Genomic DNA, 22,014 nt, shown 5'->3' with positions numbered 1-22,014 from the left:
CCGGTATCTCCGATTCAAGGTTTGGATGAGCGGGCTAACAGATGAGGCTTGGCATGCACTATGCTCGTATTGATAGCGTAACGCGGTCGGCCATGCCTTCATCCGTCGTCACCCGACCCGTACAACCCCCTGTCGCTTTTCAAGGACCAGGAGGACATTCATGACCAGCCAGCCGAAGCTTGGCCCCGTCGAACTCCCCGATACCCGCGCCCGACACACTATCGAGCAACTGCTGCAGGGCTCCGGTGTCACCCTGAATGGTAGCGCGGCGCATGATCTTCGCGTCTACCACCCAGGCTTCTTCTCGCGCGTCCTGCGCCACGGCACCCTGGGGCTGGGTGAGTCCTACATGGATGGCTGGTGGGAGTGCGAACGTATCGACGAGATGGCTCATCTGTTGCTGCGCCAGGGGCTCGGCACACATGCCAAGACGCGCTCCGAACGCCTCAAGTACCGCCTTCAGGCCGGCGTCATGAACCTGCAGAGCCGTGCCAGGGCCTACATTGTCGGCAAGGCCCACTATGATCTGGGCAATGACCTCTTCGAGCGCATGCTCGATGACACCATGTGCTACTCCTGCGGCTACTGGAAAGACGCCGATACCCTGCACCAGGCCCAGGTGGCCAAGCTGGACCTCGCCTGTCGCAAGCTGAAGCTGCAACCCGGCATGCGGGTCCTGGATATCGGCTGCGGCTGGGGCAGTTTCGCCGAACATGCCGCGCGCCACTATGGCGTCGAGGTGACGGGCATTACCATCTCGCAGGAACAGGCCGAGCTGGCACGCCAACGTTGTGCCGGGCTGCCGGTCGAGATCCTGCTCGAGGATTATCGCGACCTCGAGGGCACCTTCGACCGCATCGTGTCCATCGGCATGTTCGAGCACGTCGGACACCGCAACTACGCGACCTATTTCGATACGGTGAAGCAGCTGCTGGCCGATGATGGCCTCTTCGTCCTGCACACCATCGGCTCCAACACCTCCGAGATTAGTGCCGACCCCTGGATTCATCGCTATATATTTCCCAACGGCGTGTTGCCGGCGATCAGGCATATCGCCGATGCCAGCGAGGGAAGGCTGCTGATGGAGGACTGGCAGAACTTTGGTCCCGACTACGACAGGACCCTGATGGCCTGGCTGACCAATTTCGACACCCACTGGCCGGAGATCGCGGACCGCTACAACGAACGCACCCGACGCATGTTCCGCTACTACCTCTCGGTCTGTGCCGGCGCCTTTCGGGCCCGCGACCTGCAGCTGTGGCAGGTCGTCTACTCGCGCCATCGTGATGGCCGCTATGATGCACCGCGCTGAACCAGCACTCACGCAACCCCGGCCCCGACCACAACAGGACCCTGATGGCCCTTTCGGGCCCGCGCCCCGCAGCTCTGGCAGGTCGTCGACTCGCGCGATTCGATAGGCAAGCCGTCAAGGTCTGGCACAGAGTTCACGCGCGATTCTCGACACTTTGCTAATATCTAATGCAAGGGGCCTTCTGACAAGCCCACCCACTTCTCCACGATATTCGAAAGCCCTGATCAGTCCGGAAGCCACCGAGAGAGCCGACCGATCCACGAAGCCATCGTGCTTGTAGTCAATTTCCTACGACGTTTGCCGGATGCCTGGAACATGGGCCCAGGGTATGATGTCGCGCCTAATAACAGGCATTAAATAAATAACTACCCGAACAAGGAACTGGCCTGGGTATAACCAACAACGAATCTAAACGCAGACGGAACACAAGGATGAGCGCATGCCGGTCAACGATGTCATTCCTGACCATACTTTGCAGCCCCTGAAAAACCTGGCCGAACAACTGCCCGGCCTGCTCTTCCAGCTGCACCGCAGCCCCGGAGGCCGCATGCATTTTCCCTATCTCGTCGGTAGTGGCAGACGGCTGCTGGGCGTGGCGCCGGAGCGGCTGGCAGAAGACGCATCCCTGGCTTTCGAGCAGCTGGACGAAACCGATTATCCCCGCTGGATGGCGTCCATCGAGCGCTCTGCCCGATGGCAGACGCCCCTGATGGGCAAATTCCGACTCAGCACCCGGGAGGGCCATGACCGCTGGATCGCCGTGCGCGCACAGCCCGAAGAGGTCGAGTCGGGCACCTTGTGGCACGGCATCATGCTCGACATCAGTGAACAGGTTGCCGAGGAAGAGCGCCTGCGCTTGCTCTCGGATACCGACCCGCTGACGGGACTGGCCAATCGACGCAAGCTGCTGCAGCGCCTCGACGAGGAAATTTCGCTCAGCAATCGACATGCGTTGCCACTGTCGCTGGTCATCCTCGATCTGGACCATTTCAAGCACATCAATGACAGCTGGGGACACCTCAAGGGCGATGATGTGCTGATCAATCTCGCCCATTACGTTCGCGACCTGCTGCGCCGCGAGGACTTCCTGGGCCGACTCGGCGGGGAGGAATTTGCCCTGGTCCTGCCGCTTACTGCCCGCAGCAGTGCCGAAAACCTGGCCGAGCGTCTGAGACAGCGCATCGCCGCCCACGATTTCGCGCTCGACGACGGCACCATCACGGTCAGCATGGGGATTGCCGAACACCGCATCGGGGAGGATCGCAACAGATTGCTGGAACGCGCCGACAACAACCTCTATGCCGCCAAGCATCAAGGACGCAATCAGGTCGTCGCCAGCCGCTGACGTCGTCTAACCCGTGAGCTTGCGAGTCGTCAGCAGGTGCACCGGCAGATACAGCAGCAGCGGCCAGACCAGCATCAGCACGCCAACATAGACCGCGGGATCGAACCAGGTCTGTACGCTCCCGAAGGGCCCCTGAACCCAGTTGACGTTGCGCGCGGGGTCGGTCAACAGATAGGCAGCGAGCACGGCCATCCAGGTGACGCCTGTCTGCCAGAACAGGGCCCGTGGCTGATACCCGAGGCGCGCGATACCGACCCAGGCCACCAACGGCAGAATCAGGTGGTAGAGCGACAAGAGCCTGACGCCCAGTGGCGTGGCGGCATCGAACATGTACTCGGTGCCGCCGATCGGATGCCAGCCACTGATCCAGGCCGTGCCGGCATCCAGCGCCCAGAGGCTGCCCACAAGGGCCGTCGCCAGCCACTGCATGGAGACCAGCAGGCGGCTCTCCGACCACAGCCCTAACAGCAACAGGAAATTGGCCAGATTGCACATCCAGAGATAATTCTGGACCCCCACCTGGATGGCGACCGCAGGTGCCCAGAACAGGATCCACAGGGTGAAGGCGAGCTTCAGCCACAACGGCAAGCGACGCCGCTCAGGATACTTCATGGTGAATCCCCGCCATCGATGCCATGGCGCTTGAGCTTGTTGGCAATGGTCGTATGCGAGACCCCGAGACGCCTGGCCAGTTGACGGCTCGACGGATTCTCGGGGTAGAGACGACTCAGCACCTGTCGCTCGACCTCCCCGAGAATGTCGGCCAGCGACCCCTCCAGGTCGATGCCGGCCAGGCCCGGCGCCTGGCCCACATCCGGCATGCGCAACTGCTCGGCCTCGATGACGCCTCCCTCGCAGAGCGACACGGCCTGGAACAGCACGTTTTCCAGCTGACGCACATTGCCCGGCCAATGATAGCCACGCAGTCGGGCCAGCGCCGCCGGCGACAGGTGCGGCAACGCACAGCCGATCTGCCTGGCGGCACGATCGATGCACTGCTCGGCCAGTGTTTCCATGCCATCCAGACAGTCGCGCAAGGGGGGCACGCTCAATGTCAGCACATTGAGACGGTGATAGAGGTCCTCGCGAAAGCGCCCTTCACGGCACAGGCTCGGCAGGTCCTGCTGGGTGGCGCAGATGATGCGGACATCCAGGTAGGTTTCCTCGTCACTGCCCACACGGCGGAAGCCGCCGTCCTGCAGAAAGCGCAACAGCTTGACCTGCATGCGCGGGCTGGTTTCACCGACCTCGTCGAGAAAGATGGTGCCACCCGCAGTCAACTCCAGCAGCCCGAGCTTGCCCTCGGGACGCGCGCCTTCGAATGCGCCCGGCGCATAACCGAAGAGCTCGGTCTCGGCCATGGACTCCGGCAGGCCGGCACAATTCAGCGCCATGAAGGGCGACTGGCCGCGCGCGCCTGCCAGATGACAGGCACGCGCCAGCAGTTCCTTGCCGGTGCCGGTTTCCCCCTGGATCAACAAGGGCGCATCCAGCGGGGCCATGCGTCGTGCTTCGCGCATCAGCACTTCGAGCCGGGGGCTGGCCTGAAACAGCGACTCGAATCCCGGTGACGCCTGACGCTGTACCTGATAGATGCGTTCGCCGATGCGATCGGCGCGATGCAGGGTCACCACGGCCCCTGCCAGGGAGGCGACATCCTCCAGGTGCTCACGGTGCAGGGGCTCGATATCGGCCAGATAGGTGGCGTCATGCAGCTCCAGGCGCAAGCCATTGACCCGGGCATTGTTGCGTCGAATCAAGCCCGGCAGGTCGAGGTCCGGAAGATAGCGATCCAGCGACAGGCCCGGCACTTCATCGACCCGGACGCCCAGCAACTGCCCCGCCGCCCGATTGGCCGCCACCAGGTGACCTTCCATGTCGATGGACATCACCGGATCGCTCAGGGACGACAACAGCGCATCCAGTTCCAGGTGGCGTCGCTCGCTGGGCAACAGGCTCACCCGCCGCACCCCGAACACCCCGGGAACCTTCTCCAGTTCGGGGCGCAGGGTGGTGAACTGGGCATTGAGCAGGTTCGGTACATGCAGGTAGATGGCATTGCCATGGTCGCCGCCCACCTCGCCATGCGCCACATTCAGGCCATAATCGGCAAAGTGCGCGACGATATCGCGCAGGATGCCGATACGATTCTGACAATGAAATCTCAAGCGCATGCCGGGCTCTTCCCTCGCTGAACAGTGGTATCGATGCCGGCACTGGCGCAGACATCGTCAAGCCGGCATGCCTCAACTGGCAACCTAACGTGACAGTGGCGCCACGGCAATTCAGCGCATGGCGCTGCTCCTCGCTTGTCCCGGCCTCGACAGAATCAACTGTCACGAATCCTTTACAAAAGAGCCGTGCAGTCCGCTTGCAGATTCATCGCCTGGATCCACCGTGACCGCTCCCGAAGCCTAGACTCAGAGGAAACTGCCTGCCATCACAACACAACAACGGGAGCCGTCATGAAAGCCGAGACGACCACGGATGCTGCCACCAGCAAGACAGGGTATCGCGTTCATTCCCCGGATGACGAAGGCCGGATTGCCTGGTCATCGCGCGAGAATGCCACCTGGCGCAGCCTCATGGACCGCCAGCTGCCCCTGGTCGAAGAGCGCGCCTGCAGCGAATACCTGGAAGGCCTGGAGCGCCTCTCCCTCCCCCGCGACCGGGTGCCGCAACTCGCCGACATCGATCGCGTGCTGACCGCCACCACTGGCTGGCGTACCGCGGCGGTACCGGCCCTGATTCCTTTCGATACCTTCTTCGAGCTGCTGGCCGAGCGGCGCTTTCCGGTGGCCACCTTCATCCGCTCACCGGAAGAAATGGAGTATCTCAAGGAACCGGACATTTTCCATGAAGTCTTCGGTCATTGCCCGATGCTGACCAACCCGGCCTTCGCCGAGTTCACCGCCACCTATGGACGACTGGGCCTCGCGGCCAGCTCCCGGGAGCGCGTCTATCTGGCCAGGCTTTACTGGATGACCGTCGAATTCGGGCTGGTCGACACACCCGCCGGGCGACGCCTGTATGGCGGCGGTATCCTCTCGTCGCCCCGGGAAACACTCCATGCCCTCTCCGACACGCCGCTGCATGCCGACTTCGATGCGCTCGATGCCCTGCGCACGCCCTATCGCATCGATATTCTGCAGCCGCTCTACTATGTGCTGGACGGCCTGGGCACACTGGAGCAGCTCGCCCGGGAAGACATCATGGGCCTGGTGCACCAGGCCATGGAACTGGGCCTGCATGCCCCGCATTTCACTCCCGCCTCCGCCGAGCCCACCACGGTCTGAAGCCGAGCCTGCTTGACAGGAGGCGACACCAGCCCCAGACAATGGGATACATCCATCCGCGATGAAGGAGGCAAGATGAGCGACCTCTCCGAACAACAGTGCGAAGCCTGCAGCTGGGACGCCCCGCATGTCACCGACAGCGAGATCGAGTCTTATCGGCGCGACATCCCCGAGTGGCAGATCGTCGAGCGCGATGGCATCATGCAACTGGAGCGGAGCTACAAGTTCCGCAACTTCCGTCAGGCCCTGGCATTCACCAATGAAGTGGGTGAAATCGCCGAGCAAGCGGGACATCACCCGGCATTGCTGACCGAGTGGGGCAAGGTCACCGTGACCTGGTGGTCCCACGAAATGAAGGGCCTGCACAAGAACGACTTCATTCTTGCCGCCAGAACCGACGAGGTAGCGACGTAACATGTTCGAGCAAATAGAGCGGGTCCCCGGGGACGCCATCCTGGGTCTCATCGAGGCCTTCAAGAAGGATACCAATCCTCAGAAAGTCGACCTCGGTGTCGGCGTGTATCGTGATGCCAAGGGCAATACACCGGTCATGCGCGCGGTCAAGGATGCCGAGGCCCAGCTGCTCGAAAACGAAATGACCAAGACCTACATCGGCTCTCACGGCGATCCGCGCTATGGCCAGGCCGTCCTGCCGCTGGTACTCGGGGAAGGCTCCCCGGTGCTCGAGGCCGGTCGTGCCAGCGCCACCCAGTCCCCCGGCGGTACCGGCGCCCTGCGCCTGGCCGCCGACTTCATCGCCACTCAACTGCCAGGCCGCAGCATCTGGGTCAGTGACCCCACCTGGCCCAATCATCTGGGCATCTTTCCGGCCGCCGGCCTGACCCTCAAGAAGTACCCCTATGTCGACGGCAACAACCGCCTGGATTTCGACGGCATGCTGGCGGCCCTCAAGCAGATCCCCGAAGGCGATGTGGTGCTGTTGCATGCCTGCTGCCACAACCCCACGGGCTTCGACCTTTCCCGCGATCAATGGGGACAGGTCCTGGAAGTCCTCAAGGAACGCAAGTTGCTGCCCCTGGTCGACTTCGCCTACCAGGGCTTCGGCAAGGGGCTCGACGAAGACGCCTATGGCCCGCGCCTGCTGGCCGAGAACCTCGACGAGGTGATCATCACCAGCTCCTGTTCCAAGAACTTCGGCATCTACTGCGAGCGTACCGGCTGCTTGATCATGGTCGCCCGCAACAACGAGCAGATGGAAAACATCCGCTCCCAGGTCGCCATCGTGGCCCGTGAGAACTACTCCAACCCGCCCGCTCATGGCGGCTCGATCGTCGCGGAGATCCTGCACTCGCCGGAACTCACCGCCACCTGGCGTGAAGAACTCACCGAAATGCGCGACCGCATCAACAGCCTGCGCCGCGATTTCGTCGAGGCCCTCAAGCCCTACGGGCTGGACGAGAAGTACGCCCATGTGGCCGAACAAAAGGGCATGTTCTCGTATACCGGCCTGACACCGGAACAGGTCGACCGCCTGCGTGACGAGTTCAGCATCTACATGGTGCGCTCGGGCCGCGCCAATGTGGCCGGCTTTTCTCACGACAACCTGCCCTATCTGGCGAAGGCGATCGCTGCCGTCAACTAGGCGCTGACCGACAGGCTGTCAGCATTCGGGGGCCCCGCGGGATCGCGGGGCCCCTTTGCATGGCGACAGGCCGAGGCGCGCCCTCTGCTGAAGCCTCGTTACCCGGCCGGCTCGGCAACGGCACGCCGCGGACTGGCCAGCACCCGACGCAGCAGCCACCAGGCGGCCAGGCCTGCCAGCAGATTGCCCAGCGCCGCCCCGGCCGCCAGGCCGATGAGCCCCGCCATCCAGACCCCGGCCCAGAGACAGGGCAGATAGAAGACGAAGAGTCGCGCCGCCGACATCAGCATCGCCCGCAGGGGCCAGCCCAGCGCATTGCCGGCCGAGACGACCAGCATGCACACACCCAGGGCCGCATAACTCGGCAGCATGAAGCGAATCAGCATGGCGAGGTCGTGACGCACTTCGGGGTTGCCGGCCAGCGCCTGGGCCAGCCAGGGAGCAGCCACCGCCAGTATCAGCCCCAGCGCCAGTTGCCAGATGACCACCACCCGCAAGGCCAGCCGCAGCAGCCGATGCACCTGCTGCCAATCGCCGGCACCATAGCAACGTCCCAGCCAGGGTGGCAGCGACATGGTCAGGGCCAGCACCACCATCAGCGAGACGGTCTCCAGACGATTGGCCAGCCCCCAGGCAGCCACTTGCGACTCGCCCAGACCGGCCACCGCCGAGAGCGCCAGCATGGCGGCCAGGGGCGGCATCAACTGGCTGATCATGGCCGGCCCGGCAATACCGGCGAAGGGTCTCACGGAAACGCGCAGCTCTCCTGTCAGCCCTCGGGCCGACAACCAGTCATGTCGCGACAGCCGCCACGCCAGAATGGCCAGGCCCAGGCCAAAGGCGAGCACGGTGGCAATGGCGGCACCCGGCAGCCCCAGCCCCTCCCAGGGACCGATACCGAAGATCAGCAGCGGATCGAGGACCAGGTTGGCGAAGCTGGTGGTGACCATCAGGATGCCCGGCAGACGCGTATCCCCATGGGCACGAAACAGGCTGTAGCCGAAGTACAGACAGGCGCCGACCCAGGCAGCCACCAGCTGCGGATTCCAGTAGCTGCGGATCAGCGACAGGGACTCGGGCGCTGCTCCCAGGCGCAGAAAGATCGGCGCCTGCCACCACCACAGCAACAGCGCCAGCAACGCGATCACGCCGGCACCACTGATCAGCACCAGGCTCCCCAGGCGTCTGGCCGAATCGAACTCGTCGGCCCCCAGAGCACGCGAGATCAAGGCAGCAATGGCGATCCCCATGCCCACCTGGACACCGATGATCAGAAAGCCCAGCGGGAAGGTGAAGGTCTGGGCGGCCAGGGGCGCGGTACCCAGACGGGCAATGAAGGCACTGTCCACCAGTTGAAACCCCAGCAGGGACAGCACACCGATGGCCATCGGCCAGGTCTGGCGCCACAGTGTGGCACCCAGGGAAGACGTCGCGGTCGAATCGTTACGGCTCACAGAGACTCCAGTGCATGACAACGCGACCATTCTACGTCATGCATGGCGAAGCGTGGGCCTCCCGTATGCACCCGGCCGCTGATGCGAACATCAGGGCAATTCACTGGTCTCCAGCAGCCGCTGAACATCCGCGACGCCCATGGGCCGGTGGAAGTAATAGCCCTGGGCCAGGTCACAGTGCATCTGACGGATCAGCGTCAATTGCTCGGCACACTCGACACCCTCGGCGACTACCTCGAGGCCGAGACGGTGGCCAATGAAAATGGCCGCTTCGAGGATGGAGCGGTCTTCCGGTCGCAGATGAGCGTCCTGCATGAAGGTACGATCGACCTTGAGTGAGGTCACGGGAAAATGCTTGAGGTAGCTCAGCGATGAATAGCCGGTGCCGAAATCATCGATGGCAATACGCACCCCCCGATGATAGAGCCGCCGCAGATCTTCCAGCACCATGGAAGCGGCTTCGATCAGGACGTTCTCGGTCAGTTCGATGCCGACATCCTGAGGCGCCAGGCCGTGCCGTTCCAGGCACGCCTCGAAACGGGCCAGGCAATTGGCCCTCAGCATTTGCCGCCCGGACAGGTTGATATCGACGCGTATCCCGGTCAGCCCAGCCTGCTTCCAGGCCGCCTGCTGACGACAGGCTTCCTCCATGACCCAATCACCCAGACGATGAATCAGGCCGGTCCGCTCCGCCAGTGGAATGAACTCGGCAGGTGACACGAAGGCATCAGTATCGCTCGGTTTCCAGCGCAGCAGGGCCTCCAGGTTCTCGATGCGACCGCTGGCAACCGACAACTGAGGCTGATAATGCAGGCTGAGCTCGTCACGCTCGATCGCCTGCTCCAGCTTTTCCACCAGATGCTGCTCGCGCACCAGTTCATCATAATGGTGCTGCTGAAAGAAGCGCAGCCCCCCCAGCCCATCCATCTTGGCGCGATTCTTGACCACGTCGGCGTTGCGGATCAACTCGCGAGCACTGGTGCCATGGTCGGGATACAGGCTGACCCCGAGAGCTGCCGTCACGCGTCGCTCGACGCCATTGATCAGGAAGGGTCGCCGCATGGCGTGCTGAACCTTGCTGACCAGGCGGCTGACATCATCGCGCTGACCAACGCCCAGAAAGACCAGCACGAACTCATCGCTGGAAACACGCGAGATCAGATCCGTCAGACGCTGCTCCTCACCCAGCCGGCCCGCCATCTGGGCCAGCAGGCGGTCCCCCTGGTCATAACCCAGGGCATCGTTGATCTCGGAAAAACGATCGACGTCCAGATACATCACGGCCAGGCCGGCATGACGCACCAGACAGGTCTCGAGTGCTTCCTCGAGCTCGGCCTCGAATGCCGTGCGATTGGGCAGATGCGTGAGGGCATCGAAGCGCTTGGCAAAATCCAGGTCACGGTGGGCCTGTTTCTGGTCGGACAGGTCGACATCGACACAGAACATGGTAGGAGAGTCGGTATGTTCGCCCAGCATGACGTGATGGGAGAACACCGGCACACGCTCGCCACTGTGATGAACGAGTTCCACTTCTTCCGCCGCGATTTCCTTGCCTTCATCGACCCAGGCCCGATGCGCCTCGATCATCGACTCACGCATCTCACCGGGGATAATCAGATCTTCCAGGGCCCGACCCCTCGCCTCTGCCGCTGTGTAGCCGTAAAGCCGGGTACTGGCCTCGTTCCAGTATATGACGCGGCGTTCGCGGTCATACCCCTGGACAGCCACCTTGGGGAGGCTTTCCAGGAGGACGCGAAAACGCTGCTCGCTTTCCAGATACTGCTGCCTGACGCGCTCCACGCCATCGGAGGCAGTCGATGCCGGCTGAAAGCGCCCAAAGAGGCCGTGACGTCGCCTAATAATCTTGTTCCACCACCTTCGTAGACGCGCTACGCGACCTAGCATGTTGATCCCCGATGCTGTAGGAAGAAACGACGTGGTGCACTGTCATTTCTTACAACCCAACGCCTTGAGACATGCAAAATGTCATCGATGGCGACTTAGTGCAACTCTCGGTCCACGCCTCCGCCCCAACCCGGTCTCACCTGCCTCTCTTCGTCCATCCCCACTTTGACATTGGGCGCGTTTTCTCTTCCTTTCCTTAATGTTGCCTGAGCTTTCTCGGCAACGAAGACCAATCTTGTAATCAACTGGAAAGGATGTAGAAAATGAAACTCGACAAGCTCAAGCATGGCTTCGACCACACCGCAATGCCCGAGACGAGCCACACCGGCTATTGGTCGCGGGAAGTCACGGAACAGCTGGCCCATCAGGACTGGGCGCTGACCCATATCCGCAACCGCATCGATCTATCGGCATGGCAATCGCATACCACGGACCTGCCCCGCGATCCCTACGTGGAGCAGCGCTGGAAGCGCATGGCATGGCTCGCCCTGGACCAGGCCGGCGAAATGCAGGATCTTGGCCACTGCCCCATGGCCCAGGGTGGAGCCTTCAACGATGCCGAGAGCATGGCCGACAAGCTCCGCTATTATGCGCCCTTGACCCGAGCATTCCTGGAGCGGCACGACGTCAAGCGCTTCGTGAAAGCCTGGGCAGGGCTCTGGGGCCTGCAGGCCAATGAGCCGATCCTGATGCAGATAACCGGCGTGCGTGGCGAGGGCAAGATCGATCCGCTGCAGGGCCAGGGGATTCATGCGGATGGCTGCAAGGCCCTGAGCATCATGGTGGTCAGCCGACAGAACCTGGTCGGAGCGGATAACCATCTCTACACCGACAAGGCCGGAACCGAGCTCGTGGCCAACGCCACCCTGGCGCCCGGGGATATCCTGCATCTACGTGACGACAAGCTCTACCACAGTGTGGACGCCATCACGCAGCAGGCGCCTCATCAGGCATTCGAGCGCTTCATCATCATCATCAACAGCCGGTTCGTCGATCCCTACCAGAACCGCATCCTGCGTCGTCACTTCCCCGACGCCATCCTCAACGAAGGCTGAGTCCTTCCGCGTCCGGTGGTGAGCCATCTCGCCATCGCCCTTGAGGGGTGACAAACGTCTCGCGAGACGCCCTTTGTCGACACCCTCTACAACAGAACCCCCCTGGCTGACGCCAGGGGGGTTCTCGCTTACCAGGCACCACGGAGTGCCGGATGGCGCGTCTCGCGGATCGGCGTTACTGACGCAGTCCCTCGAAGGTCACATAGAGCTCGAGTTCATGCATGGCTTCGGGGAAGTCGGACATGTCGATGCCGTAGTTGGACAGCGTCAGGTTGGTGCTTCCCTCGAAACCCGCGCGATAGCCGCCCCAGGGGTCTTCGCCCTCGCCCAGCAGGGTAACCGGCATTTCGATTTCCCGGGTTTCCCCATGCAGGGTCAGATCGCCGGTCAGCACGCCCTCGCCCTCACCGGTCGGCTCGAAGTCCGTGCTCGTGAAGCTGGCCGTCGGGTACTCGCTGGCATCGAGGAAATCGGCGCTCTTGATGTGCTTGTCGCGCTCGGCATGATTGGTGGTCAGGCTGGTCACGTCGACTTCGACACTGGCCGCAGAGGCCTCGGGGTTGTCCGGGTCATACTGAAAGCTGCCGGAAAACTCCTCGAAGGACCCCAGGATGTAGGAATAGCCCAGGTGGCTGATCTTGAACTGCACGAAGGCATGCTGGCCTTCGGTATCGATCTTGTACTCGGCAGCCTGGGCCTGAGCCAGGGGTACCAGGGCGGCAGCGGCAAGGCTGGCGCTCATCACGGTCTTCTTGAACATCATGTCGCTCTCCTGAGTTGGGGATGATGCGAGGGCCCACCTTTATCACGGTCAACGTCGGCGGGTATAGCGTGGAAACAGCATGCGCACGAGAACATCGTTGCGATCGACCAGGTGGTGCTTGATCGCCGCCAGGGCATGACCCGCGGACAGGATGATCAGTGCCAGGGCGGCATACCAGTGGATCGTGCCGGCCAGCGAGGCCTGATCCGGCAGTCCGGTGAGCAGCGGCGGTGCCTGGAACCAGCCGAAGACATCGATGCCCTTACCCTCGGCCGTGGCGATCAGATAACCGCTGATCAATACCAACAGCATCAGGACATACAGCAGGACATGGCCGGCATGGGCTGCCAGCCGTTCCAGGCGGTGGCCGCGCGAGGCCGGAGCGGGTTGCAGCAGGCGCCATGCCAGCCTGCCCAGGGTCGCCAGCAACAGCAGCACGCCGATACTGCGATGCCACCAGGGCGCCAGGTTGTACCAGTCAGAGTAGTAACCCAGCCCGGTCATCCACCAGCCGAGCACAAAGAGGCCGACAATGGCCAGTGCACTCACCCAGTGCAGCAGTATGCTGATCCAACCCCATCCACTACGCGTATTGGTCCACATGGTCGATCTTCCCGCGACGTCATGACTTGCACAGCACTATACGATGCCACGGCCGCAGCGTCCGCTGAAAATTGCCGAACGCTTCATTCGGAAAAACCACTGCCGAACGCTAAGGTTAAACCAGGGCGTCCAACCCTCGCGCCAGATCCCGCCGAATATCATCCAGGTCCTCGAGCCCCACGGCCACGCGAATCAGGCCCTCCTCGATGCCGGCCGCCGCCTTCTGCTCCGCGGACAGCCGCCCATGGGTCGTGGTTCCGGGATGGGTGATGGTCGTCTTGGCATCGCCGAGGTTGCCGGTGATCGACAGCAGGCGGGTGGCGTCGATCACCGACCAGGCGGCGTCGCGCCCGCCCTTGACCTCGACGCCCAGCACGGCTCCGAACGCCGCCTGTTGGCGGGCTGCCAGGTCGTGCTGGCGATGATGCGGCAGGCCACTGTAATGCACGCGTTCGACCGCCGGATGTGCATCCAGCCACTGCGCCAGTTCCATGGCACTGGCGCAATGCGCCTTCATGCGCAGGCTCAGCGTCTCGAGCCCCTTGGTGAAGATCCAGGCATTGAAGGGGCTCATGCAGGGGCCACAGGTGCGCACGACGCCGAAGACCTCCTCGAGCAGCTTGTCGGAGCCGACCACGGCGCCACCAACGGCCCTGCCCTGACCATCCAGGTACTTGGTGGCCGAGTGAATGATCAGATCAGCCCCCAGCGCCAGCGGCTGCTGCAACGCCGGGGTCAGAAAGCAGTTGTCGATGGCCAGCCAGGCCCCGTGACGCTGCGCGATACGCGACAGGGCGGCGATATCGACTACTTCGGCCAGCGGGTTGGATGGCGTCTCGGCAAACAGCAGCCGGGTGGCCGGGCTCAGGGCCGCTTCCCAGTCGTCGAGATTGGACAGTTCCACATAGCGGGTGGTGATGCCGAACTTGCTCAGATACTTGTCGAACAGGCTCACCGTGGACCCGAACAGCGAGCGCGAGGCCACGATCTCGTCACCGGCGGACAGCAGCGCCAGTGCGGTGGCGAGAATCGCCGACATGCCGGATGCCGTGGCCACGCAGCGTTCCCCGCCCTCGAGCGCCGCCAGGCGCCGCTCGAAGGTATGCACCGTGGGGTTGGTGAAGCGCGAATAGACGTTGCCCGGCTCTTCGCCGCCGAACTTGCGAGCCGCCTCGGCGGCACTGCCATAGACGAAGCTGGAGGTCGGAAAGATCGGCTCGCTGTGCTCCTGCTCGGCCGTCCGCCGATGCCCGGCGCGCACCGCCAGCGTCGCAAGCCCCCAGTCCTCCGGGGTATGCTGGTCATCCTGCATGACGCTCTCCCTAGTCGATGTCATCTTCCTGGTTGTGCATGCCGACCAGCGCATGATCGCCGGCACTCGTCAGCTTGGCCTCGTCGTTGCGCATCGCTTCGAGGTCGGCCAGGTAGGCGTCATCGATATCACCGGTGATGTAATGGCCATCGAACACCGAGCAGTCGAACTCGCCGAGCGCCGGATTGACATCGCGACACGCCTGCTTCAGGTCTTCCAGATCCTGATAGACCATGCGATCGGCGCCGATCAGTTCGCCGACCTCGGCCTCACTGCGCCCGTGGGCAATCAGTTCGTTGGCCGCCGGCATATCGATGCCGTACACATTCGGATAGCGTACCGGAGGGGCCGCCGAGGCGAAATACACCTTGTTGGCACCGGCCTCCCGCGCCATCTGGATGATCTGGCGACAGGTCGTGCCCCGCACGATGGAATCATCCACCAGCAGCACGTTCTTGTCCTTGAACTCGATGTCGATGGCATTGAGCTTCTGGCGCACCGACTTCTTGCGCTGGGTCTGGCCGGGCATGATGAAGGTGCGTCCGATATAACGGTTCTTCATGAAGCCTTCGCGATAGGTCACGCCCAGGTGCTGGGCCAGTTCCAGTGCCGAGGTCCGCGAGGTATCCGGAATGGGGATCACCACATCGATATCGTGATCCGGCCACTCCTGCTGTATGCGGTCGCCCAGCTTGCGTCCCATCTGCATGCGCGTGCCATACACATAGGCGCCATCCAGCAGGGTATCGGGACGCGCCAGATAGACATGCTCGAAGATGCAGGGCGCCAGGCGCGGCGTGTCGGCGCAGCCCTGGGTGTGAATCTGGCCGTCCATGTCGACGAAGATTGCCTCGCCCGGCGCCAGATCGCGGTGCAGCTCGAAGCCCCCGACGTCCAGCGCTACCGACTCCGAGGCAATCATCACTTCCTGCCCTTCCCCTTCGTCGCGCGTGCCGAAGACCACCGGGCGAATGCCGTTGGGATCCCGGAAGGCCACCAGGCCCACGCCATTGATGATGGCCACGGCCCCATAGGCGCCCCGACAGCGACGATGCACCCGACGCACGGCATCGAAGATGTCCCCGGGCGCCAGGTGCAGTCCCTGCTTGCCCAGCTCATGGGCGAAGACGTTGAGCAGCACCTCGGAATCCGAGCTGGTGTTGATGTGGCGCAGGTCCGAGGAGAACAACTCCTGCTTGAGCTGCTCGGAGTTGGTCAGGTTGCCGTTGTGCGCCAGGGTGATGCCATAGGGGGAATTGACATACAGCGGCTGGGACTCCGCCTCGCTGGAGGAGCCCGCCGTCGGATAGCGCACATGGCCGATACCCAGATTGCCCTTGAGGCGCGTCATGTGACGGGTATGAAAGACATCCCGCACCAGACCGTTGCTCTTGCGCAGCAGGAAGCGTCCTTCGTTCCAGGTCATCATGCCGGCGGCATCCTGGCCGCGGTGCTGCAATACCGTCAGGGCATCATAGATCCCCTGGTTCACCGCCTGCTTGGCCATCAGGCCCACGATCCCGCACATTACTGCTTACCTCGCTTGCCAAAAGTGGAGGAGATGGGCATTCCATCTCGATATTCCGATCATTCCGTGCTCGCGCCGTCGCGCGCTGCACCCTGCGTTTCGGTCGCTGCCGGTGACGCCAGGCGTTCCAGGCTGGTCGTCGAACCCGGCAGGCGTTCTCCCCATTCCATCAGATACCCGACGGCCCAGCCGCGCAGCTGTTCCAGTCGAGGGCGAAGCTCGGCATCCTGCCAGGCATTCAACTGCGACAGGGGGGTCAGGCCGATCAGTACCGTCGCCAGTACCAGTACGGCGCCCCCCTTGGCGGCCCCGAAGGCGGCGCCGGCCAGACGATTGAAGAGCCCCATGCCGACCCATTCAACCGCCGCATGCATGACGCGGATCACCAGGCCACAGGCCAGGATGACCACGAAGACGACCAGCACGAAGGCCAGCACCAGGCGACCATCGGGGCTCTCGATCAGACTCGCCAGGCGCTCGGCAACGGGCTGCGACAACCAGCGGGCCGCCAGCAGTGCCACGACCCAGGACGCCAGCCCCAGAGCCTCGCGGACCAGCCCGCGGAACAGCCCGGTGATGGCGGTGAGCGCCAGCACGGCGATACACAGCCAGTCGATCCAGGTCAGCGTCATGTCGCTCACTCTGTCCTCACCAGCAGGCCCTGCAGATTCAGCCCCGCCTTGAGTTTGCCCATGACATTCTCGGCCGTTTCGGAACTGGCATAGGGGCCGACATAGACCGTTGTCATGTTGTTGTCACGCGCCCGCTGATAAGCCGGATAGCCCTGCTCCTGCAGGCGCGCATGAAGACCTTCGGCGTTGCTGGGCTGACCGAAACTGCCGACCTGCACGGCCCACTCGCCGTCCGGGGTAGCGTTCGCCTGACGCTCGTCGGCCGCCCGCGCCAGTTCGGCGATGGGGTCATCGGCCTGCTGCGAGTCATTCGACGTCGACTCACTGGTGGTATCCGATGACGACTCGTCCCGAGACGCCTCGGTGGACGCGGTCTCCGACGACGACTCCTGCGCCGCCTCCTGCCGCTCAGCATCCTCGGTGGCAACCGTCTCGACCGCTGCCTGAGATACCTCTGTCTCGTCGGCGGTCGTGGGCGATGCGTCCTGCTGCTGTTCGACGCTTTCCGGCGGTGTCGGCTCCGCCACGTCACGCTGCTCGACATCGACCGGTTGTTCGATGGTCAGCACGGGATCGGGGCGTTCCTCCCGCGGCGCCGGGTCATCCAGCAAGAGAGGCACAAAGATCACTGCCAGGGCAATGAGTACCAGTGCCCCACTGACCCGCTCACGCATACCGTATTTCATGTCATTCCCTCGATGGACGTGTCATCCCGACCAGTCTGCGCCGGATTCTCCCGGGCGGCCAGCACCTCGGCGACCGTGAAGAAAGAACCACAGACCAGCACACGATCTTCCGGCTCGAGCCGGCCTTCCAGCCAGTGCGCCCCGGCGGTGGGCGACGCGGCCCGGGCGACGACTTCCTGACCATGTCGCAGCAGGCAGGCGGCCAGGTCATCGGCGCTTCGCGCGCGACTGCCTTCCAGCGAAGCCGGCACCCAAGCATCGATGACCGGCGACAGGGCCTCGATCACCCCATCGGCATCCTTGTCACCCAGCATGCCGATGAGTGCATAGGTCTTGCCGGCGACGCGCCGTTCGGCCAGCCGGGTCGCCACATAAGTCGCCGCCTGGGGGTTGTGCCCCACATCCAGGCACCAGGCGCCATCCCACTGCATGCGCCCCGGCAGGCGGACATTGGCCATGGCGGCCCGACAGGCTTCGGGGCTCAGGGTGATACCCGCCAGCGCCAGGGCCGCCAGGGCGGTGGCGGCATTGTCCAGGGGCAGGCCCGGATCGGGCAGGTGCGTAATGCGCTCTCCCGCCCGACGCCACCAGTGCCAGGTCGCCGCTTCCTGCTCCAGGCCATAGGCCTCGTCCAGCGCAAAGACCGGCGCCGGCAAGGAGTCCGCCGCCTCGCGGACACTGGCGGGCAGGCTGCGGGATCCTAGGACGGCCGGTCGTCCCGACCGCATGATGCCGGCCTTCTCGCGACCGATACTCGCCAGGTCATCGCCCAGAAAGGCCGCATGGTCCAGCGCGATGGTGGTCACCACGGCCACATCCGCGTCGACGACATTGACCGCATCGAGGCGGCCGCCCAGGCCGACTTCGAGAATGGCCAGTTGAGGTGACAGGTTACGAATGGCATGCAGGGCGGCCAGGGTGCCGACCTCGAAATAGGTCAGGCTGACCGGCTCACCCGCCAGGCGCGCCGCTTCAACGGCCCTGAAGGCGTCCATCAGGGTCGCGTCATCGGCCTCCTGGCCGTTCAGGTGGAGCCGCTCGTTGTAGCGAAGCAGGTGGGGAGAGGTGTAGGTGGCCGTGGACAGGCCGTGCTGGCTGGCCAGCGACTCCAGCATGGCCACGGTGGAGCCCTTGCCGTTGGTACCGGCGACGCTGATGATCCGCTCGGCGACGGGGCCGTCGAACAGCCCCATGCGTTGCGCCACCTCGGCCACACGCTCCAGGCCGAGGTCGATATCCACTGGATGAGCCGCCTCCAGTCGCCTCAGCCAGGCCTCGAGCTCGGTGGGTGAAGCCGTTTCGTTCATGACGCCTAACTCAGCGCTGGCCGTCGGAGCGTGGCGTCGGCTCGGACTCCGAACTCTCGCTGTCGCCGCCAGCCTCTTGCGGGACCTCCTCGGACGCCGCCGGCTCTTGTGTCAGCGGCTCTTGCGGCGACTCCTCGGCCTGTTCGGCGCGATCCACTAGGTCGGGCTCTTCACCGCCATGCGCCGCCGGTCCATTGGCCGGCTGATGCGTGAACTTGCGCAGCATGCCGCCCAGACGCTCGCGGATCTCCTGGCGGTGGACGATCATGTCCACGGCGCCGTGCTCGAGCAGGAACTCGCTGCGCTGGAAGCCTTCCGGCAGTTGTTCGCGCACGGTCTGCTCGATGACCCGCGGGCCGGCAAAGCCGATCAGGGCATTGGGCTCGGCCACATTGATATCGCCGAGCATGGCCAGCGATGCCGAGACACCACCGAACACCGGATCCGTGAGCACCGAGATATAGGGCACCCCGGCTTCCTTGAGCTTCTCGAGCGCGGCCGAGGTCTTGGCCATCTGCATCAGCGAGAACAGCGCTTCCTGCATGCGCGCCCCGCCGGAGGCGGCGAAGCAGACCAGCGGCACGCCTTCATCATGGGCCAGGGTCGCGGCACGCACGAACTTCTCGCCGACCACGGTGCCCATCGAGCCGCCCATGAAGGTGAACTCGAAGGCCACGGCGACCACCGGCAGGCCTTCCAGCGAGCCGCGCATGGCGATCAGGCCATCCTTCTCGCCGGTCGACTTCTGGGCGGCCGCCAGGCGGTCCTTGTACTTCTTGGAGTCGCGGAATCGCAGGCGGTCGACCGGCTCGAGGTCGGCGGCGATTTCCTCCCGCCCTTCCTTGTCGAGGAACCAGTCGAGCCGCTTGCGAGCGGTCAGGCGCAGATGATGATCACACTTGGGGCAGACGTTGTGATGCTTCTCGAGCTCCGGCAGGTAGAGCACCGACTCGCACTTGGGACACTTACGCCACAGGCCGTCGGGAACGCTCGTGGTACGCCGGTCCTTGCGCTGAATGCGCCCCACCGAGGGCACGATCTTGTCTAGCCAGCTCATGTCAGAATCGCTTCCCTTTGTACTGTCGCCCCCGCCGGGCGGGGGCCAAATCAAATCGGTCGACTCAAGTTCGTCAGCGCCTGTTGCAGGTCCAGCGAGCGAGAGCCCAGCAAGGCGTTCAGGTGTCCAGGGCCTGACGCATTTCCCCCAGCACCGCTTCCAGGGCCGCGGGGATCGCCTCGGGTGTCTCGGCGTTGTCGGCGATCTGCTGCACCAGGACACTGCCGACGATGACGCCATCCGCCACCTGGCCGACGGCCGCCGCCGAGGCGCCGTCGCGAATGCCGAACCCGACGCACAACGGCAGGTCGGTCATCTCGCGCAGGGGCGCCAGGTGGTCCGCGATGTCCGCGGCATCGGCCGCCGCCCCGCCGGTGACGCCCTTGAGCGAGACATAATAGAGATACCCCTCACCATGGGCGCATATTGTAGCGGCCCGAGCATGCGAAGTGGTAGGGGCCACCAGGAAGATCGAGGCCAGACCGCGTGCCTTGAGCACCGGCCCGAGCAGGTCGGCTTCTTCCGGCGGCATGTCGACAAGCAGCACGCCATCGACACCGGCCTCGGCGGCCCGATCGGCAAAGTGCTCGCCCCCCAGACGCTCGACGGGGTTGAGGTAGCCCATCAGCACGACCGGGGTATGCGGATCGTCACGGCGGAACTCGCTGACCATCTCCAGCAGGTCCACCAGGCGAACGTCATGGCGCAGGGCCCTTTCACAGGCTTTCTGGATGACCGGGCCATCGGCCATGGGGTCGGAAAACGGCACCCCCAGCTCGATGACATCGGCACCGCCGCGCACCAGGGCATGCATGAAGCCCACGGTGTACGCCGGGGACGGATCACCGGCGGTGATATAGGGAATCAGTGCGCGGCGGTCCTGCGCCTTCAGATCGGCAAAACGTTGATCGATACGATTCATCAGGCTTCCTTAGAATTCGATGCCGTCAAGCTTGGCAACGGTCATGATGTCCTTGTCACCGCGCCCGGAAAGGTTGACCACGATGTGCTGGTCGGGCCGCATGGTCGCTGCCAGCTGCCTGGCATGGGCCAGTGCATGGGCCGACTCGAGCGCCGGCATGATGCCCTCGACATGCGTCAGCTCGCGAAACGCCTCGAGCACGGCATCATCATTGGCGGCCACATACTCGACGCGGCCGACATCCTTCCACATGGCATGCTCGGGGCCCACACCCGGATAATCGAGGCCCGCCGATATCGAGTGGGTATCGGAAACCTGGCCACCCTCGTCGGACATCAGGTAGGTGCGGTTGCCATGCAGCACGCCATGTGGCGCACCGGACGTCAGCGGTGCCGCATGCCGCCCGGTGGCGACACCATCGCCGCCGGCCTCGACACCGAACATGGCCACCTCGTCATCCTCGGCGAACGGATAGAACAGGCCGATGGCATTGGAACCGCCGCCGACACAGGCGACCAGGGCGTCGGGCAGGCGGCCGAACTCTTCGAATGACTGGCGGCGTGCTTCACGCCCGACCACGGCGTTGAAGTCGCGCACCAGCATGGGATAGGGATGCGGCCCCGCCACGGTGCCAATGATGTAGAAGGTGTCATCGACATTGGTCACCCAGTCACGCAATGCCTCGTTCATGGCGTCCTTGAGCGTACGGGTGCCCGACTCGACCGGAATGACCGTGGCACCGAGCAGCCGCATGCGATAGACGTTGAGCTTCTGGCGCTCGACATCCGCGGCCCCCATGTAGACCTCGCACTGCAGTCCCAGACGCGCGGCCACCGTGGCCGTGGCCACGCCGTGCTGGCCGGCCCCGGTCTCGGCGATCACCCTGGGCTTGCCGCTGTTCTTGGCGAGCAGTGCCTGGCCGATGGTGTTGTTCACCTTGTGCGCCCCGGTGTGGTTGAGGTCTTCGCGCTTCAGCCAGATCTGTGCCCCACCGATCCGGTTCGACCATCGCTCGGCATGATAGAGCGGTGATGGACGCCCCACATAGTGGGCCAGATCATGGTCGAACTCGGCCTGGAACTGCGGATCCTCACGAAGACGCCGATAGGTCTTCTCCAGATCCTCCAGGGCGAAGCTCAGGGTCTCCGAGACGAACCGGCCACCATAGGGGCCGAAGTGGCCGCGGTCGTCCGGCAGTCGGGTCAGGTCACTGAACTTGCTCACGAAAGACACC

Annotated in this window: 20 protein-coding genes; 6 read left to right on the top strand and 14 right to left on the bottom strand. The window is 63.9% G+C overall.

All coding sequences use genetic code 11. The features are described 5' to 3' along the window. Positions 1 to 160 precede the first annotated feature (160 nt). On the top strand, positions 161 to 1,312 hold the full coding sequence (gene cfa / locus QWY79_RS00815; RefSeq protein ID WP_290268931.1) for a cyclopropane fatty acyl phospholipid synthase: 1,152 nt from the start codon (positions 161 to 163) through the stop codon (positions 1,310 to 1,312). 439 nt (positions 1,313 to 1,751) lie between these two features. After that, a complete protein-coding gene (locus QWY79_RS00810; RefSeq protein WP_290268929.1) occupies positions 1,752 to 2,657 on the top strand; it encodes a GGDEF domain-containing protein in 906 nt (301 codons plus the stop codon). A 6-nt stretch (positions 2,658 to 2,663) separates the two neighbouring features. Here the strand turns inward: QWY79_RS00810 and QWY79_RS00805 are convergent, their stop codons facing one another. Continuing rightward, positions 2,664 to 3,269: a hypothetical protein gene (locus QWY79_RS00805; protein ID WP_290268927.1), complete on the bottom strand. Its 606-nt coding sequence runs from the start codon at positions 3,267 to 3,269 to the stop codon at positions 2,664 to 2,666. Continuing rightward, on the bottom strand, positions 3,266 to 4,831 hold the full coding sequence (locus QWY79_RS00800; protein WP_290268925.1) for a sigma-54-dependent transcriptional regulator: 1,566 nt from the start codon (positions 4,829 to 4,831) through the stop codon (positions 3,266 to 3,268). The genes QWY79_RS00805 and QWY79_RS00800 overlap by 4 nt, the downstream gene beginning before the upstream one ends. Positions 4,832 to 5,122: 291 nt before the next feature. Between QWY79_RS00800 and phhA the strand changes: the two genes are divergently transcribed. The 3 genes from phhA (at position 5,123) to QWY79_RS00785 (ending at position 7,556) form a co-directional block, all read left to right on the top strand. Then, complete coding sequence (gene phhA / locus QWY79_RS00795; RefSeq protein ID WP_290268923.1) at positions 5,123 to 5,953, top strand: phenylalanine 4-monooxygenase; 831 nt, start codon at positions 5,123 to 5,125, stop codon at positions 5,951 to 5,953. 75 nt (positions 5,954 to 6,028) lie between these two features. Further along, positions 6,029 to 6,367 (top strand): 4a-hydroxytetrahydrobiopterin dehydratase, encoded by a 339-nt coding sequence (locus QWY79_RS00790; RefSeq protein ID WP_141318135.1) that lies wholly within the window; start codon positions 6,029 to 6,031, stop codon positions 6,365 to 6,367. Position 6,368: 1 nt separating this feature from the next. Next, the gene (locus QWY79_RS00785) at positions 6,369 to 7,556 is read left to right on the top strand and encodes an amino acid aminotransferase (RefSeq protein ID WP_141318133.1); all 1,188 of its coding nucleotides are present in this window, start codon (positions 6,369 to 6,371) and stop codon (positions 7,554 to 7,556) included. Between the two features lie 98 nt (positions 7,557 to 7,654). Here the strand turns inward: QWY79_RS00785 and QWY79_RS00780 are convergent, their stop codons facing one another. Then, entirely contained in the window at positions 7,655 to 8,944 is a 1,290-nt protein-coding gene (locus tag QWY79_RS00780; RefSeq protein WP_290269114.1) for an MATE family efflux transporter, read from the bottom strand. Positions 8,945 to 9,100: 156 nt separating this feature from the next. Then, positions 9,101 to 10,915: a putative bifunctional diguanylate cyclase/phosphodiesterase gene (locus tag QWY79_RS00775; protein WP_290268918.1), complete on the bottom strand. Its 1,815-nt coding sequence runs from the start codon at positions 10,913 to 10,915 to the stop codon at positions 9,101 to 9,103. Positions 10,916 to 11,178: 263 nt separating this feature from the next. On the opposite strand from QWY79_RS00775, the gene QWY79_RS00770 reads away from it, so the two are divergent. Continuing rightward, positions 11,179 to 11,970 carry a 2OG-Fe dioxygenase family protein gene (locus QWY79_RS00770; protein WP_290268916.1) on the top strand — a complete coding sequence of 264 codons (792 nt, stop codon included), beginning with the start codon at positions 11,179 to 11,181 and terminating at the stop codon, positions 11,968 to 11,970. Positions 11,971 to 12,145: 175 nt separating this feature from the next. On the opposite strand, the gene QWY79_RS00765 is transcribed toward QWY79_RS00770, so the two are convergent. From QWY79_RS00765 to trpB, 10 genes are all read right to left on the bottom strand, one after another. Further along, positions 12,146 to 12,730 (bottom strand): YceI family protein, encoded by a 585-nt coding sequence (locus QWY79_RS00765; RefSeq protein ID WP_290269113.1) that lies wholly within the window; start codon positions 12,728 to 12,730, stop codon positions 12,146 to 12,148. Between the two features lie 51 nt (positions 12,731 to 12,781). Then, positions 12,782 to 13,336, bottom strand: a complete 555-nt coding sequence (locus tag QWY79_RS00760; RefSeq protein WP_290268913.1) for a cytochrome b — start codon at positions 13,334 to 13,336, stop codon at positions 12,782 to 12,784. Positions 13,337 to 13,451: 115 nt separating this feature from the next. Next, positions 13,452 to 14,648: an O-succinylhomoserine sulfhydrylase gene (locus QWY79_RS00755; RefSeq protein ID WP_290268911.1), complete on the bottom strand. Its 1,197-nt coding sequence runs from the start codon at positions 14,646 to 14,648 to the stop codon at positions 13,452 to 13,454. Positions 14,649 to 14,658: 10 nt separating this feature from the next. Next, positions 14,659 to 16,176, bottom strand: coding sequence for an amidophosphoribosyltransferase (gene purF, locus QWY79_RS00750; RefSeq protein ID WP_290268909.1), 1,518 nt, complete (start codon positions 16,174 to 16,176; stop codon positions 14,659 to 14,661). A 59-nt stretch (positions 16,177 to 16,235) separates the two neighbouring features. Beyond that, positions 16,236 to 16,808, bottom strand: coding sequence for a CvpA family protein (locus QWY79_RS00745; protein ID WP_290268907.1), 573 nt, complete (start codon positions 16,806 to 16,808; stop codon positions 16,236 to 16,238). A 5-nt stretch (positions 16,809 to 16,813) separates the two neighbouring features. Beyond that, positions 16,814 to 17,494: an SPOR domain-containing protein gene (locus QWY79_RS00740; RefSeq protein ID WP_290268905.1), complete on the bottom strand. Its 681-nt coding sequence runs from the start codon at positions 17,492 to 17,494 to the stop codon at positions 16,814 to 16,816. Further along, a complete protein-coding gene (folC, locus tag QWY79_RS00735) occupies positions 17,491 to 18,801 on the bottom strand; it encodes a bifunctional tetrahydrofolate synthase/dihydrofolate synthase (RefSeq protein WP_290268902.1) in 1,311 nt (436 codons plus the stop codon). The genes QWY79_RS00740 and folC overlap by 4 nt, the downstream gene beginning before the upstream one ends. Positions 18,802 to 18,811: 10 nt before the next feature. Beyond that, the gene (gene accD, locus QWY79_RS00730; protein WP_290268900.1) at positions 18,812 to 19,858 is read right to left on the bottom strand and encodes an acetyl-CoA carboxylase, carboxyltransferase subunit beta; all 1,047 of its coding nucleotides are present in this window, start codon (positions 19,856 to 19,858) and stop codon (positions 18,812 to 18,814) included. 118 nt (positions 19,859 to 19,976) lie between these two features. Then, a complete protein-coding gene (trpA, locus tag QWY79_RS00725; protein ID WP_290268898.1) occupies positions 19,977 to 20,780 on the bottom strand; it encodes a tryptophan synthase subunit alpha in 804 nt (267 codons plus the stop codon). Between the two features lie 9 nt (positions 20,781 to 20,789). Further along, on the bottom strand, positions 20,790 to 22,004 hold the full coding sequence (trpB, locus tag QWY79_RS00720; protein ID WP_290268896.1) for a tryptophan synthase subunit beta: 1,215 nt from the start codon (positions 22,002 to 22,004) through the stop codon (positions 20,790 to 20,792). Between the last annotated feature and the right edge of the window lie 10 nt (positions 22,005 to 22,014).

Origin of the sequence: Halomonas sabkhae (assembly GCF_030409265.1) — a bacterium.
Lineage (GTDB): Bacteria > Pseudomonadota > Gammaproteobacteria > Pseudomonadales > Halomonadaceae > Halomonas > Halomonas halmophila.
The sequence above is the reverse complement of the archived record's forward strand: the minus strand, read 5'-3'. Positions and strand labels throughout refer to the sequence as shown.